This window comes from Pseudacidovorax sp. NFM-22, from assembly GCF_021401245.1.
In the GTDB taxonomy this organism is placed as follows: Bacteria; Pseudomonadota; Gammaproteobacteria; order Burkholderiales; family Burkholderiaceae_C; genus Xenophilus.
In genome coordinates, this window is record NZ_JACBFY010000001.1 from 763,096 (window position 1) to 777,070 (window position 13,975).

At 70.8% G+C, this 13,975-nt stretch carries 13 protein-coding genes; 3 read left to right on the forward strand and 10 right to left on the reverse strand.

Going from position 1 to position 13,975, the window contains the following annotated elements:
• Nucleotides 1-38: 38 nt before the first annotated feature.
• Nucleotides 39-1,550: a flagellar biosynthesis protein FlhF gene (gene flhF / locus L0984_RS03405; RefSeq protein ID WP_234192332.1), complete on the forward strand. Its 1,512-nt coding sequence runs from the start codon at nucleotides 39-41 to the stop codon at nucleotides 1,548-1,550.
• 47 nt (nucleotides 1,551-1,597) lie between these two features.
• Entirely contained in the window at nucleotides 1,598-2,317 is a 720-nt protein-coding gene (locus tag L0984_RS03410) for an RNA polymerase sigma factor FliA (RefSeq protein WP_017759682.1), read from the forward strand.
• A gap of 195 nt (nucleotides 2,318-2,512) precedes the next feature.
• Here the strand turns inward: L0984_RS03410 and L0984_RS03415 are convergent, their stop codons facing one another.
• The 8 genes from L0984_RS03415 to L0984_RS03450 all read right to left on the reverse strand — a co-directional run bounded on the left by L0984_RS03415 (nucleotide 2,513) and on the right by L0984_RS03450 (nucleotide 12,100).
• Nucleotides 2,513-3,721 (reverse strand): NADH:flavin oxidoreductase/NADH oxidase, encoded by a 1,209-nt coding sequence (locus tag L0984_RS03415; RefSeq protein ID WP_234192333.1) that lies wholly within the window; start codon nucleotides 3,719-3,721, stop codon nucleotides 2,513-2,515.
• Entirely contained in the window at nucleotides 3,718-4,677 is a 960-nt protein-coding gene (locus L0984_RS03420) for an MBL fold metallo-hydrolase (RefSeq protein ID WP_234192334.1), read from the reverse strand. The genes L0984_RS03415 and L0984_RS03420 overlap by 4 nt, the downstream gene beginning before the upstream one ends.
• 40 nt (nucleotides 4,678-4,717) lie before the next feature.
• Complete coding sequence (locus L0984_RS03425; RefSeq protein ID WP_234192335.1) at nucleotides 4,718-5,428, reverse strand: ABC transporter ATP-binding protein; 711 nt, start codon at nucleotides 5,426-5,428, stop codon at nucleotides 4,718-4,720.
• A gap of 10 nt (nucleotides 5,429-5,438) precedes the next feature.
• Nucleotides 5,439-7,256: a branched-chain amino acid ABC transporter ATP-binding protein/permease gene (locus tag L0984_RS03430; RefSeq protein WP_234192336.1), complete on the reverse strand. Its 1,818-nt coding sequence runs from the start codon at nucleotides 7,254-7,256 to the stop codon at nucleotides 5,439-5,441.
• Entirely contained in the window at nucleotides 7,253-8,176 is a 924-nt protein-coding gene (locus L0984_RS03435) for a branched-chain amino acid ABC transporter permease (protein ID WP_234192337.1), read from the reverse strand. Before L0984_RS03435 ends, L0984_RS03430 begins: the two co-directional genes overlap by 4 nt.
• Nucleotides 8,177-8,242: 66 nt before the next feature.
• The gene (locus L0984_RS03440; RefSeq protein ID WP_234192338.1) at nucleotides 8,243-9,442 is read right to left on the reverse strand and encodes an ABC transporter substrate-binding protein; all 1,200 of its coding nucleotides are present in this window, start codon (nucleotides 9,440-9,442) and stop codon (nucleotides 8,243-8,245) included.
• A gap of 70 nt (nucleotides 9,443-9,512) precedes the next feature.
• Nucleotides 9,513-10,289: an SDR family NAD(P)-dependent oxidoreductase gene (locus L0984_RS03445; RefSeq protein WP_234192339.1), complete on the reverse strand. Its 777-nt coding sequence runs from the start codon at nucleotides 10,287-10,289 to the stop codon at nucleotides 9,513-9,515.
• 44 nt (nucleotides 10,290-10,333) lie between these two features.
• On the reverse strand, nucleotides 10,334-12,100 hold the full coding sequence (locus L0984_RS03450; RefSeq protein ID WP_255697111.1) for an FAD-dependent oxidoreductase: 1,767 nt from the start codon (nucleotides 12,098-12,100) through the stop codon (nucleotides 10,334-10,336).
• Between the two features lie 139 nt (nucleotides 12,101-12,239).
• Between L0984_RS03450 and L0984_RS03455 the strand changes: the two genes are divergently transcribed.
• A complete protein-coding gene (locus L0984_RS03455) occupies nucleotides 12,240-13,061 on the forward strand; it encodes an IclR family transcriptional regulator (RefSeq protein ID WP_234192340.1) in 822 nt (273 codons plus the stop codon).
• Between the two features lie 80 nt (nucleotides 13,062-13,141).
• Here the strand turns inward: L0984_RS03455 and L0984_RS03460 are convergent, their stop codons facing one another.
• Together L0984_RS03460 and flgM are read right to left on the reverse strand one after the other, a co-directional pair.
• A complete protein-coding gene (locus tag L0984_RS03460) occupies nucleotides 13,142-13,543 on the reverse strand; it encodes a hypothetical protein (protein ID WP_234192341.1) in 402 nt (133 codons plus the stop codon).
• 5 nt (nucleotides 13,544-13,548) lie between these two features.
• A complete protein-coding gene (flgM, locus tag L0984_RS03465) occupies nucleotides 13,549-13,848 on the reverse strand; it encodes a flagellar biosynthesis anti-sigma factor FlgM (protein ID WP_234192342.1) in 300 nt (99 codons plus the stop codon).
• Nucleotides 13,849-13,975 lie beyond the last annotated feature (127 nt).

Here is a 13,975-nt window from a genome sequence, read left to right on the forward strand (position 1 = left end):
CCCCCATCGTCCGCCTTCAGCCGCTGCCCGCCTGAATCATGAACATCCAACGCTTTCTGGCCCCGACCGCACGCGAAGCCATGGCCATGGCCCGGGCTGCCTTCGGTGACGACGCGCTCATCCTGTCGAACAAACAGACCGAACAGGGCGTGGAGGTGATGGCGGCGTCCGAGGAATCGCTCGCGGGCCTGCAGGAGGCCGCCACCGCGCGTCCTGCGGCGGCGTCCGCGCCGGTCGCCCCGGTCACGCCTGCTGCAGCCGCCTTCGTGCCCCCGCGCACGCCCAACCTGGCCGAGACCTCGGTCGAGGAAGACGCCAACCACCTGGCGATGAGCACGCTTTCCTTCCAGGACTTCGTGCGCGAGCGGATGCTGCGCAAGCAGCTGGGCGATGCGGCCCTATCGACCGCCGCCTTGCCCGCCGGCCCTGCGGCGGCGGCCGCGCCCATCCAGCCTGCCGTCGCGCGTGCGGCGGCCCCCGTGGCCGCGATGCCCTGGAACCCCGCCGCCGCACAGCGACCGGCGCCGCTGACCGGCATGCCCTTGTCCGCGCAACGCCCGGCTGTTGCTGCCGTCGCCGAACCCGCGCCGGCCGGGGCGATGGTTCCCGCCCAGGCCCTCTCCGAGGTGATGGCCGAGCTGCGTGCCCTGCGCCAGATGGTGGAGACCCGCTTCGAGGCGCTCTCCTGGCTGGGCCGCGCGCGCCAGGACCCGGCACTGGCCGACCTGATGCTGCGCCTGGTGCGCGCGGGCTTCTCGGCGCCGCTGGTGCGCGCCGTGCTGCAACCCATCGCCGCCGGCACCGACGCCGCCACGGCCGAGGCCCATGTGCTGGCCACCTTCACGCGCCTGCTGGCCATCGACGAGCAGGCCGTGCCGCTGGAGGACGAAGGCGGCATCCTGGCCCTGGTGGGCGCCACCGGCGTGGGCAAGACCACCGCCATCGCCAAGCTCGCCACGCTGTGCGCACGCAACCATGGCGCCGCCAGCGTGGGCCTGATCACGCTCGACACCCAGCGCGCCGGCGCCCACGAGCAATTGCGCGCCTTCGGCCGCAGCATCGACGTGGTGGCGCACCAGGCCCATGACACCGCCGCGCTGCAGGAGCTGCTGGCCCTGCTGGCGCACAAGCGGCTGGTGCTGATCGACACCGCGGGCCATGCCTCGCACGATCCGCGTCGCCAGCAGCAGATGGCGCAGCTCGACCTGCCCGGCGTGAAGCCGCTGGTGGTGCTCAATGCGGGCGCCCAGGGCGACGCGCTGGACGAAGTGGCGCAGGCCTTCCGCGAGGACGGCGCCCGCCACGCGCTGCTCACCAAGGTCGACGAGGCGGTCAAGCTCGGCCCCGCGCTGGACGTGCTGATGCGCCATGGCCTGCAGTTGCGCGGCCTGGGCTGCGGCCAGGTGGTGCCGGACGACTGGCGCATGCCGCGCACGGCCGAACTGCTGCGCGAGACCTTCAACGCCCCGCTGCGCGGCGCCTTCGAGCCCCGCTGCGTGGACGACCTCGACCTTCTGCTTTCCCCGGCACAATGCAGCACTCGGCGCTGAACCACGGGGACCGACCCGCCATGCTTGCCGCCGCCGCTCTCCAGAAGATGTACACCGCCAAGGGCCGCCTCGACCGCGACGCATTGATCCGCCAGTATGTGCCGCTGGTGCAGCGCCTCGCCCACCACATGGTGGCCAAGCTGCCGCCCAACGTCGAGGTGGACGACCTGATCCAGGTCGGCATGATCGGCCTGGTCGACGCCCTCTCGCGCTTCGACGCCACGCAGGGCGTGCAGTTCGAGACCTTCGCCACGCAGCGCATCCGCGGCGCCATGCTCGACGAGCTGCGCGATGGCGACTGGATGTCCCGCGGCTCGCGCAAGAGCCAGAAGCAGATCGAGCAGGCCGTGGTGCGGCTCGAACACCGGCTGGGCCGCGCCCCGCACGAATCCGAGATCGCCGCCGAGCTGAACATGCCACTGGCCGAATACCAGTCGCTGCTGGGCCGTGTGCGCGGCACCCAGCTGCTGTACCTGGAGGACATGGGCGGCGAGGGCCGCGACGACGAGGAGGCCTTTCTCGAACGTCATGTGGCCGACAACGAGGCCGACCCCATGAGCGTGCTCAAGGACCAGCGCCTGCGCAGCGCGCTGGTCGCGGCCATCGAGTCGCTGCCCGAGCGCGAGCGCTACATCATGGGCATGTACTACGAGCACGACATGAACCTCAAGGAGATCGCGGCCGTGCTCAGCATCACCGAATCGCGGGTGTGCCAGCTGCACAGCCAGGCCGTGGCGCGGCTGCGCGCCAAGATGCGCGGGCACTAGCGCGTTCACCCCCCTGCCGCTTCCGCGGCTCCCTCCTCTCTGGCGCCTTCGGCTTGGAGGGGGCGCACCCAGCGTCCTGCCCTTCGAAAAAGCTCAGGACAGGACGAAGCCAGCTCCGCGGGTGCACTTGCATGGCCTGCTCCGCGGCCACTCGATGACTGAACAATGCGAGCGTCGAGAAAGCCGCCCGCGCCTTCAGCCAGCGTGCTGAGATCCGGCAGCTTCCTCGGATCGCGCGCGCGCCAACGCTGGCGCCCGCTTGGCCAGCCAGACGCCGTGCCGCACCGGCCAGCGCCGGAACTGCGGATCGGCCCCCAGGGCCTGGGCCGCGTGGTGGGCCCAGTACGGGTCCCACAGGGCCTCGCGGCCGATCGCGACCAGGTCGGCCTGGCCGTCGCGCAGCACTGCCTCCGCCTGCTGCGCGTCCACGATCATGCCCACGGCCTGCGTCCTCACACCGGCAGCCTCGCGGATGCGTGCGGCGAAGGGCACCTGGAAGCCCAGGCCACGCGGCACGGGCAGCGCCTTCGTCTCTTCGGTGAGGCCGCCCGAGGAACAGTCGATCACGTCCACGCCACGCTCGGCCAGCGCTCGGGCGAGCACGACCGAGTCCTCCAGCCCCCAGCCACCCACGCTGCCATCGACCGCCGACAGGCGGCAGAACAGCGGCTTGGCGGCGGGCCACACGGCACGCACCCGCGCGGCGATGTCCAGCGCCAGCTTCATGCGCCCCTGCAGGCTGCCGCCCCAGGCGTCCTGCCGCTGGTTGGCGTGGGGCGAGAGGAAGGCGGCGACCAGATAGCCATGGCCGAAGTGCAGCTCCACCACGTCGAAGCCCGCGCGATCGGCGCGCACGGCGGCCTGCACGAAGGCCTCGACCACCGCCTCGATCTGCGCCTCCTCCATGGCCTCGGGCGACGACCAGCCCGGTCCCGCGGGCAAGGCGCTCGGGCCCAGACGGGTCCAGGGCAGGCGGTCGGCCTGCATCTGCGCATCGCCGAGCGCGGCGCCGCCCTCCCACAGCGGCTGGCTGCCCGCCTTGCGGCCGGCATGGGCCAGCTGCACGCCGATGGCTGCGCCGTTGTCGTGCACGAAGTCCACCACGGCCTGGAGGGGCGCGATCTGGCTGTCGGACCACAGCCCCAGGTCGGCCGTGCCGATGCGCCCGCGCGGGTCCACCGCCGTGCTTTCGGTCAGGATGAGGCCGGCACCGCCCAGCGCGAACTTGCCCAGGTGCACCAGATGCCAGGCCCCGGCCTGCCCGTCCTGCGCGGCGTGCTGGCACATGGGCGAGATCACCACCCGGTTGGCCAGGGTGAGGCCGCGCAGCTGGAGAGGCTGGAAGAGCCGAGGCCCCGAGGCGTCCGGCGTCCCGGCGCCAGCGTCCATGGCGACGCCGGTCAACCTTCGAGCGCCTTCCACATCTCGATGTCTCGCTCGGCGGTCCAGATGCGCGGGTCGGCGTACTGCGTGGCCTCGTCGTAGCAGCGGGTCACGTCGAAGGGCATGCAGTGGTCGAAGATCACCCAGTGCCCGTACTTGGGCTTGAGCGCGGCATAGGTGGCGCGGTAGACGGCATTCAGGTCCTGCCCCGCCGCCACGCCGGCCTGCACGCTGGCGTACACGTCGGCGATGAACTGCCGCGTCTCGGCCAGGCCCTGGGCCACTTCCTGCGGCGTGGTGAGCGCGGCGCCACGGCCCGGTACCAGCACCTGGGGCTTCAGGGCCTCCACGCGGCGCAGGGTCTCGGGCCAGTCCTTGAAATAGGCGTCGCCCGCATAGGGCGTGGCGCCGAACTCGACCAGGTCGCCCGACAGCAGCGCCCCCTCGCCCGGCAGCCAGGCGACGGTGTCGCCCTTGGTGTGGCCACGGCCCAGTTGCAGCAGTTGCACCTCCAGCTTGCCGAGCCACAGGGTCATGCGGCCGGTGAAGGTCATCGTGGGCCAGGTCATGCCGGGCGGCACGGTCTCGACGTTGCTGAACAGGCGCGGAAAGCGGCCGATCTCGCTGGCCTTGTCGGCCTCGCCGCGTTCGACGATGAGGTCGTAGGTGTCCTGGCTGGCGATGATCTGCTCGGCCCCGTAGGCGCTGGCGCCCAGCACACGCACCGCGTGGTAATGCGTGAGCAGCACGTAGCGGATGGGTTTGTCGGTGACCTCGCGGATGCGGCGGATCACGTCCTGCGCCATCGCGGGCGTGGCCTGGGTGTCGGCCACCAGCACGGCGTCGTCGCCGATGATCACGCCGGTGTTGGGGTCGCCCTCGGCGGTGTAGGCCCAGGCATGTTCGGAGATCTGGGTGAAGCTGATCTTCTTTTCTTCCAGGTCGGCCTGGCTGGCGAATGTCTTGGTGGCGGTCATGGAGGTCCTTGGATGAAGGGGAATGGGACAGGGCGGAAGGTCAGTGCGCGCCCAGGTAGGCAGCCCGCACCTTGGCGTCGCCCAGCAGCGCACGGCCCGCGCCTTCGAGCGTGATGCGGCCGGTTTCCAGCACGTAGGCGCGGTCGGCCACGCCCAGCGCCTGCCGCGCCATCTGCTCGACCAGCAGGATGGTCAGGCCCGAGCGGCGCAGTTGCCGGATGGCTTCGAAGATGTCCTTGATGATCAGCGGCGCCAGGCCGAGCGAGGGCTCGTCCAGCAGCAGCAGGCGCGGCTCGCTCATCAGTGCGCGGGAGATGGCCAGCATCTGCTGCTCGCCGCCAGACAGCGTGCCCGACAGCTGGTGCTGCCGCTCGGCCAGCCGCGGAAAGCGCTGGAACTCGCGGGCGATGGCGGCCTCGACGGACACCGGGTCCTTGCGGCGGCCATAGGCGCCCAGCATCAGGTTCTCGCGCACCGTCTGGTCGGCGAACACGCCCCGGCCTTCGGGCGACATGGCCACGCCCATCGCCACGCGCCGGTGCGGCGGCACGCGGGCCAGGTCCTCGCCGTCGAGCAGGATGCGGCCACCGGCCACGGGTTCCAGGCCGCAGATGCTCTTGAGCAGCGTGCTCTTGCCCGCGCCGTTGGCGCCGATGATGGCCACGACCTCGCCGGCGCGCACCTCCATGCTGACGCCCTTGACGGCCTCGATGGCGCCGTACGACACCTGGACGGATTCGATCTTCAACATGGCGGGCTCCTCAGGCGGCGCAGCGTTCCGGCGCGGGGACGGGCTCCGGCTGCGCCTCGGGTTCCGGTTCATCGGTGCCGAGGTAGGCCTCGACCACGCGCGGATTGCACTGCACCTCGGCCGGCGTGCCTTCGGCGATCTTGATGCCGTAGTCCAGCACGATGACATGGTCCGACACGGCCATCACCAGGTCCATGTGGTGCTCCACCATCAGGATGCTGACGCCGCAGCGGCCGATGCGCAGCAGCAGCTGGCCCAGCTCGGCGGTCTCCTGCGGGTTGAGGCCGGCGGCCGGCTCGTCGAGCAGCAGCAACTGCGGCTCGGTGGCCAGCGCCCGCGCCAGCTCGGCGCGCCGCTGCAGGCCGTAGGGCAGGCTGCCGGCCGGCTGGTGGGCCAGATGGGCCAGGTCCACCAGCGCCAGCAGTTGCAGGGCACGCTCGCGCGTGGCCGCCTCCTCGCGCCGTGCCGCCGGCATGCCCAGGAGCGAGGCGAAGAAGCCGTTGCGCATGCGGCTGTGCCGGCCCAGCATCACGTTGTCGAGCACAGAGAGCTCAGCGAACAGCCGCAGGTTCTGGAAGGTGCGACCCATGCCCAGGCTGCAGATCTCGTGCACCGGCCGGCCCGCGATCTCGCGACCCAGGAAGCGGATCGCGCCGGCACTGGGCGCCACCACGCCGGTGAGCATGTTGATCATCGTGCTCTTGCCGGCGCCATTGGGGCCGATGAGCGCATGGATATGGCCGCGCTGGAGCCGGAACGACACGTCCTGCGCCGGCTTGACGCCGCCATAGGCCTTGGTCAGCCCCTGCACCACCAGCAGCTCGCCGTCGGCCTGCGGCCCGATGCGTGGCACCGCCGCAGGGCCCGTCGGAGTGGGCGACTGCGCCGGTGACAGGGCGGCGCTGCGGCCGACCTTGCGCCGGAACAGGCCCGTGACCCCGCCCGGCATGGCATAGAGCGCGAAGAGCAGCAGGAAGCCGTAGAGGAAATGCTGGGCCGACGGCCAGCGCGACAGCGCGGCATCCACCGCCGTCAGCACCACCGTGCCCACCAGCGGCCCATAGGTGGAGCCGGCCCCGCCGAACAGCACCAGCAGCAGGATGAAGATGGACAGGTGGAAGGTGATGAAGTCGGAGTTGATGTACTGGTTCTGCTGCGCGACCAGTGCACCCGCGATGCCGCAGGTGACGGCCGCCACCACGAAGGCGATGACCTTGGCCCGGTACACCCGCACGCCCACCGACGAGGACGCGATCTCGTCCGCCTGCAGCGACAGCAGCGCCCGGCCGAAGCGGCCCGCCAGCAGGTTGCGCAGCAACAGGTGCGTCAGCGCGCACAGCACCACGCCGAACCACACCCATTGCGCCGAGCTGAGCGGCTGGCCGTTCCAGGTGATCGGGCGGATGCCGTAGATGCCCTGCGCGCCGCCGAAGACGTCGGTCCACTCCCCCACCAGCTTCTCGACCACGATGCCGAAGGCCAGGGTCACCATCGCCAGGTAGGGGCCCTTGACCCGCAGCGACGGCAGCGCGATCAGCACGCCGCACAGGGCCGAGATGGCCGCGGCGGCCAGCAGCGCCAGCCAAGGGCTGATCTCGGTGCGGCTGGTGAGCAATGCCACGGCGTAGGCGCCGGCGGCGAACAGCCCCGCCTGGCCCAGCGACTTCTGACCGGCGAAGCCGACCAGCACGTTCATGCCCGCCGCGCACAGGTAGTAGACGCACATCATGAACACGATGCGCAGGTAGTAGTCGTTGTCGACCAGTGCCGTGGCGCCGATGACGGCGGCGGCCACCAGCAGCACGCCGACCAGGTGCCGGGCGTTCATACCTTCTCCACCATCGGCTTGCCGAACAGGCCCGTGGGCCGGAAGGCCAGCACCAGGATGACCAGCGCGAACACCGCCACCTCGCGCCACTGCGCCTGCCACAGGTTGACCAGCGACTCCAGCACGCCCAGCGCAAAGCCGCCGATGACGCAGCCGCGCGGGTTGCCCAGGCCGCCGATCATGGCGCCCGAGAAGCCCTTGAGCCCCACCGTCAGGCCCATGAACAGCGAGGCCTGCGCGATGGGCGCCAGCAGGAAGCCCGACAGGCCCGCCAGCGCCGAGCTGGCGACGAAGGCGCCGATCATCACGGCCTGCGTATTGATGCCCATGAGGCTGGCGACATTGCCGTTGGCCGCCACCGCGCGCATGGCCTTGCCGATCATGGTGCGGTTCATCACCCAGTCGAAGCCCAGCATCACCACCACCGCCACGCCCAGCGTGAGCAGCTCCTGCGGGCGCACGCCCACGCCCAGGATGCGGATCACCGAGTCGCCCACCGGGCCCGGCACCACCACCGGCTTGGGCCCCCAGATGGCCAAGCCGATGCTCTGCAGGATGACGCCGAAGCCCAGCGTGCTCATCACCCAGGCCATGCCCGGGCGGCCGGCGAAGGGCCGCACGCCCACCATGTACAGCAGCCAGCCCAGCAGGCCCATCACGCCCAGCGCGCCGGCCAGGGCCAGCAGCTGTGCACTGGCCCCCGGCTGCGCGCTGCCGAAGCTGGTGGAGCTCACCGGCAGCCCCAGCACCAGGAAGAGCGCGCTCATGCCGATGAAGGCGCCGGCGGAGACGAACTCCCCGTGCGAGAAGTTGAGCGTCTTGGTGGTCGTGAAGGTGATGCTGAAGCCCAGCGCCACCAGCGCGTAGGCACCGCCCACGGCCAGGCCGCTGAGAATCGCCTGAAGGAGCGCCTCTGTCATGTCTGCCTCCGAAGAAAGAGCCGGTCCGGCCGTGGCCGGACCGCGATGCCGCCCGACGGCAGCGCCTTACTGCTTGAAGTCCGCCTGGGCCAGGCCGCCGATCACGGGGTCGGTGTAGGGCATCAGCTTGCCGTCCTTCCAGCGGATCCAGACCAGGTCCTTGGCGGTCAGCGCCTCGTGGTTGGTCTTGCTGAAGGGCTTGTCGTAGGTCTTGAGCACGCCCTGCACGGGCGCCTTCAGGTCTTCGAGCGCCGCCCGCACGGCCGGGCCGTCGACGGTGCCGGCCTGCTTGGCGGCCGCGGCGTACAGCATGACCGAGTCGTAGCCATGCAGCGCGAAGGAGAAGGAGCCCGGCGCCTTCAGCCGCGCGCCGATGCGGTCGAACAGCTTCTGCTGCACCGGCGTGCGGGTTTCGCTCACCGTGCGCATGAAGATCGGCTTCTCGGCCAGCGCCTTGCCCGCCGCGTCGTAGAAGGTGATGTTGTCGGCCGCCCACGAGGTGAGCACCAGCGGGAAGTAGTCGATCTTCTCCATGCTGCGCACCAGCTGGGCGATGGGCGTGCCCTGGGCCCAGACCACGACGGTGTCCACGCCGGCCGACTTCATCTTGCCCAGTTGCGAGGTCATGTCGGTGTCGCCGACGCCGAAGCGCTCCGTGGCCGCGACCTTGATGCCCTGCAGCTTGGCGATCTCCTCCATGTCCTTCAGGCCGCCCTGGCCGTAGCCGGTGGTCTCGGCCATCAGGCCCACCACCTTGGACTTCTCGGCGTTCTTCTTCACGTAGGCCATCAGGGCCGCCACCTGCTCGCGGTCCACCATCGAGACGCGGAACATGTAGTTGTCGGCACCGGGGCTCATGGGCTTGGTGATGTCGGTGCCCGAGCCCACGTTGCCGATCACCGGCACCTTCTTCTGGTTGGCGATGTGCTTCCAGGCCATGGCATTGCCGGAGTTGGTGGGGCCGAACACCGCCGCCACCTTCTCGTTGTCGACCAGCTCGCTCATGTTCTGGATGGACTTGGGCGGCGCCGAGGTGTCGTCGCGCGTCACCAGCACCAGCTTGCGGCCGAGCACGCCGCCGGCCGCGTTGATGTCGGCGATGGCGGCCTCCATGCCCAGCACCGCGGCCTGGCCGCTCTGCGCCGAGGGCGAGGCCGAGAGGTCGCCGTTGTAGCCCAGCTTGATGTCCTGCGCGCTGGCGGCCGCGGCAGCGGCGGCCAGGCCGGCGGCGAGCAAGGCCCGCTTGAAGAAGGTCGGAAGGCGCATGTCTGTCTCCTGCTGTGTTGTTCGAAGGGAAAGGGAACCCGGCGTGTTCCCGCGTGATGCCGGTGTGCGATCAGGCCGCGAGGAAGCCGCCGTCCACCGGCAGCGTGACCCCGGTGACGTAGCTGGCCATCGGCGAGGCGAGGAACACGACGGGCCCCACCAGTTCCTCGGGCTGCCCGACGCGGCCCATGGGCGTGCGCTGCATGAAGCGCTCGAGCCGCTCGGGCGCCTCGCGGGTGTAGGCCGTCATCGGCGTCTCGATGACACCGGGCGCGATGGCGTTCACGCGCACGCCGTCGCGTGCCAGCTCCACGGCCAGCGCCTGCGTCATGAGCCGCACCGCGCCCTTGGAGGGCGAATAGCCGACCACGCCCGGGATGCCCACGCTGGCGGCGATCGACGCCACGTTGATGACCACGCCGCGGGTGCGCCGCAGCGCCGCCAGCCAGGCCTGGGTGGGATGGAAGGTGCCCATGACGTTCACGTCCAGCGTGCGCGACAGGTTCGACGCGGCCTGCGCGCTGTCCATGCCCTCGCGCACCAGGACGCCGGCGTTGTTGACCAGGATGTCCAGGTCCGCCACCTGGGCCGACACCGTGGCGGCCAGCGCCGCACAGGCCTCGGCCGAGGTGACGTCGAGCCCATAGGCGCAGGCCCGGCCGCCCGCGGCCTCGATCTCGGCCGCAACGGCCTGCGCATTGCCTTCGTGCAGGTCGGTGACGACCACGGTGGCGCCGGCCCGGGCCAGGCCGCAGGCGATGGCCCGGCCGTTGCCCTGCCCGGCCCCGGTGACGAGCGCGGTCCGGCCCGCCAGCACACGCGGTGCCGTGAGTTCTGAGATGTCCATGGAATGAAGGAAGGAAGCGTCGAGGGAAAGTGCAGCCGCCGTGCTCAGGCCGGCAGCGTGTCGAACTGTGCGACGGCGGGCGCCAGCGCGGGCGTGGCAGCGGGCGCACCCAGCTCGCCCTGCTGGGCCAGCACATTGCCCACCACGTAGCCGAAGGTCAGCGCCGGGCCCAGCGTGATGCCCGCACCGGGGTAGTTGCCGCCCATGACGCTGGCCGCGTCGTTGCCGACGGCAAACAGGCCCGGGATCGGCCGGCCCTGCTGGCTCAGCACCCGGCAGCTGGCATCGGTGGCCAGCCCCGCGAAGGTGCCGATCTCGCCGACCACCAGCCGGATGGCGTAGAAGGGCCCGTTCTGGATCGGCGCCATGCAGGGATTGGGCTTGACCAGCGAGTCGCCCTGGTAGCGGTTGTAGGCGGTGCTGCCCTTCTGGAAGCGGCTGTCGTTGCCGCTGGCGGCATCGCGGTTGAAGGCCTGCACCTCCTGCTGAAGGGCCGCGGGCGGCACCTCGATGGCACGGGCCAGTTCCTCCAGCGTGCGGCCGCGGCGCAGGTAGCCGTTGCGCAGGTACTTGCCGATGGGCAGCGGGAACGGCGCCACCGCGCCCATGCCGTATTCGCGCAGGTGCTTGTGGTCGCAGACGAGCCAGCAGCTCACCGCCGGCAGGCCCGCGCAGGCCTTGACCAGGCGCTGCACGAAGTCGTGGTACGACAGCGCCTCGTTGGCGAAGCGGCGACCGTCGGGCGTGACGGCGATGACGCCCGGCTTGGCCCGGTCGATGAAGTGGGGCATCACGCCCTGGGAGCCGTCCTTGCGCTGCAGGACCGAGGTGGGGCACCAGGCCGCCGCATTCGGGATGGTCGGATCGACCCAGCCACCCACCGATTCGCCCAGGCGCAGGCCGTCGCCGGTATTGAGCGGTGGCGAGGGCGTGAAATGCTCCCGCCCGGTGGGCGCATGCGGAAAGAGCTGCTTGCGGCGCTCCACGTCGTAGGGAAAGCCGCCGCAGGCCAGCACGACGCCACGGCGCACCCGCACCTCGGTGGGCACGCCGTCGCGCACGACGGTGGCGCCCACCACGGCGTCGCCCTCCACGAGCAGCTTGCTGACCGGCGCGTTCAGCCACACGGGTATGCCCAGGTCCATGCCCGCCTTGGCCAGCCGGCCGGCCAGCGCGTTGCCGTTGGTCAGCGTCATGCCGCGGCCGTGGCGCAGCACGTCCAGCAGGTGGCCGCCGAAGCGCCGCGCCACATACAGAAAGGATTCGAGCGACTTGAAGGCCCGCAGGAAGTGCCACAGCTCCTTGCCCGAGCCCAGCATCATCCCGAACACCGTGAGCTCGGGCACCGGCGGTGCCAGCTGCGCCACGCGCTCGCCCAGCTCGCGGGCGTCGAAGGGACGGGTGACCATGGAGCGCCCGCCCGGCTGGCCGCCGGGCGCCTCGGCGTGGTAGTCGGGGAACACCGGCGGCATGTCGAACTGCACGCAGGTGTTGCGGGTGAAGAAGTCGATGGCCTTCGGGCCGTTCTCCAGGAAGGCGTCGACGCGGGCCGCGTCGAAATGGGTGGTCGCCTCGTGCTGCAGGTAGGCCCGTGCGGCGCCGGGCGGCTCGTGGATGCCCTGCTCCGTGGCCAGCCGGGTGCCGGGAATCCACAGCCAGCCGCCCGACCGTGCCGTGGTCCCGCCATACAGCGGGGCCTTGTCCACCACCAGCACCTTGAGCCCCTGGTGCGCCGCCGTCACTGCGGCGGACATGCCGGACGCGCCGGTGCCGACCACCAGCACGTCGTAGATCTCTTGTCCTTCAGTCATTCGCCATGTCTCCTCGGCCCACGCGGTTCAGAAGGAACGCGTCGCCGCCCCGTTAGTATTGAGCTAACGCATCTTTTTAGATCTAATCGTTTACCCTGGAAGAATGGCTTTGATAAGATCGAAGCGTTAGGAGACATCCATGGGCCTTTCGGACAACGACCCGGGCGAATCGAACGCGGAAAAGGAACGGCGGGGCATCCAGTCGGTGGAAGCCGGCGGCCAGCTGTTGCTGGCGCTGGGCGCCCATGGCCGGCCCATGCCGCTGCGCGAACTGGCCAAGGCGGCCGACATGGCGCCGGGCAAGGCGCATCCCTACCTCGTGAGCTTCTCCAAGCTGGGGCTGGTGACGCAGGAAGCCTCCACCGGCCATTACTGGCTGGGGCCCACGGCCATGCAGCTGGGCCTGGTGACGCTACGCATGCTCAATCCGGTGCGCGAGGCGGTGCCCTTCGCCGAAGACCTGGCCCGCGAGACGGGGCACAGCGTGGCGCTGTCGGTATGGGGCAACCAGGGGCCGACCATCGTGTTCCTGTTCGACGCCATCTACCCGCTGCACACCAACATCCGCACCGGCACGGTGATGTCGCTGGCCTCCACGGCCACCGGACGGCTGTTCGCGGCCTACCTGCCGGCGCGGCTGATCGAGGAATCCCTGCTGGAGGATGCCCGCCGCCTGGGCCCGGACATCGCCCAGCCCGCCGAACCCGACAACCTGCAGGCCCTGCTGCAGGAGGTGCGCGAGCACGGCGTCTCCCGCGCCGTCAACAACCCCACGCCGGGGGTGTGCTCCTTCGCCGCGCCGGTGTTCGACTACTCGGGCAACATCGTGCTGGGCATCACGCTGATGGGGCGCTCGCGCTCCTTCGACACCGACTGGAACGGCACCCAGGCCAAGGCCGCCAAGGCCTGCGGGGCCGCGGTGTCACGGCGGCTGGGCCACCAGTCGCTGCGGCCGACCTGAACCGGACGCCCATGAAAAAGCCCCGCGCCATCCGGCCGGGGCTTTTTCATGGGGCGCGCCGGACGGGCGCGCGGACCGGCTCAGTGCATGCCGGCCGAGGCGCCGCGCGCCGCGGCGCCGAACATGGCGCGCTGGCCCAGGCCGGCGCCGTAGGTGGGCATGTCCTGCGTGCCCAGAAGGGCCGACAGGCTGCGCTCCACGGCGGCGGCGCGGCGGGCGATGCCGGCACGCATCACGCGCAGCCGCTGGGCGACGCCTTCGATGCGGTCGCGGAAGTCGGCGTCGAACACCTCGGCCGACAGCGCCGACTCCAGCACGTTGCTGAAACCGCTGGCGACCTGGCGCATGCCGTTGCAGGCGGCCTCCAGCGCCGGGGCGTCGCCTTCGAGCAGGCGGGCGTCCACGGCATCGAGCTGGCGCTCGACTTCCTGCAGCAGCTCTTCGGTGGACTCGCGGGTGTCGATCATCAGGGGGGCATGCATGGCGTTCAACCTCTTGTGCGGCTCAGCATTTCCTGAGCGTTGGCGAGCATCTTGTCGGCCACGGCGCCGGCATCGACGGTGAAAGTGCCGTTGGCGATGGCCTCGCGCATCGAGGCGACCTTGGCCTCGTCGATGCCCGAGCCCGACCCCGTGCGGCCGAGCGACTGCACCGTGGACGACACGTCGACCGACACCCCGGCCTCGGCCCGGGTGCCACCCGACTCCGCCGCAGTGGTGGCGGCGCGGTCCGACCGCACCGCACCGGTGGCGATCAGGCCGACTTCATTGCTTGCACCGACTTTCATGACTGGACTCCATGCGCCCTTGGAAGGGCGGCGTCACTGTTTTTCGGCGGCCTCCCGGGGAACTTGAGGACTTTTTTTCGACTTTCTTCGATCACCCGCGTCCGCAGAGGCCCACGACGCGCGCGTT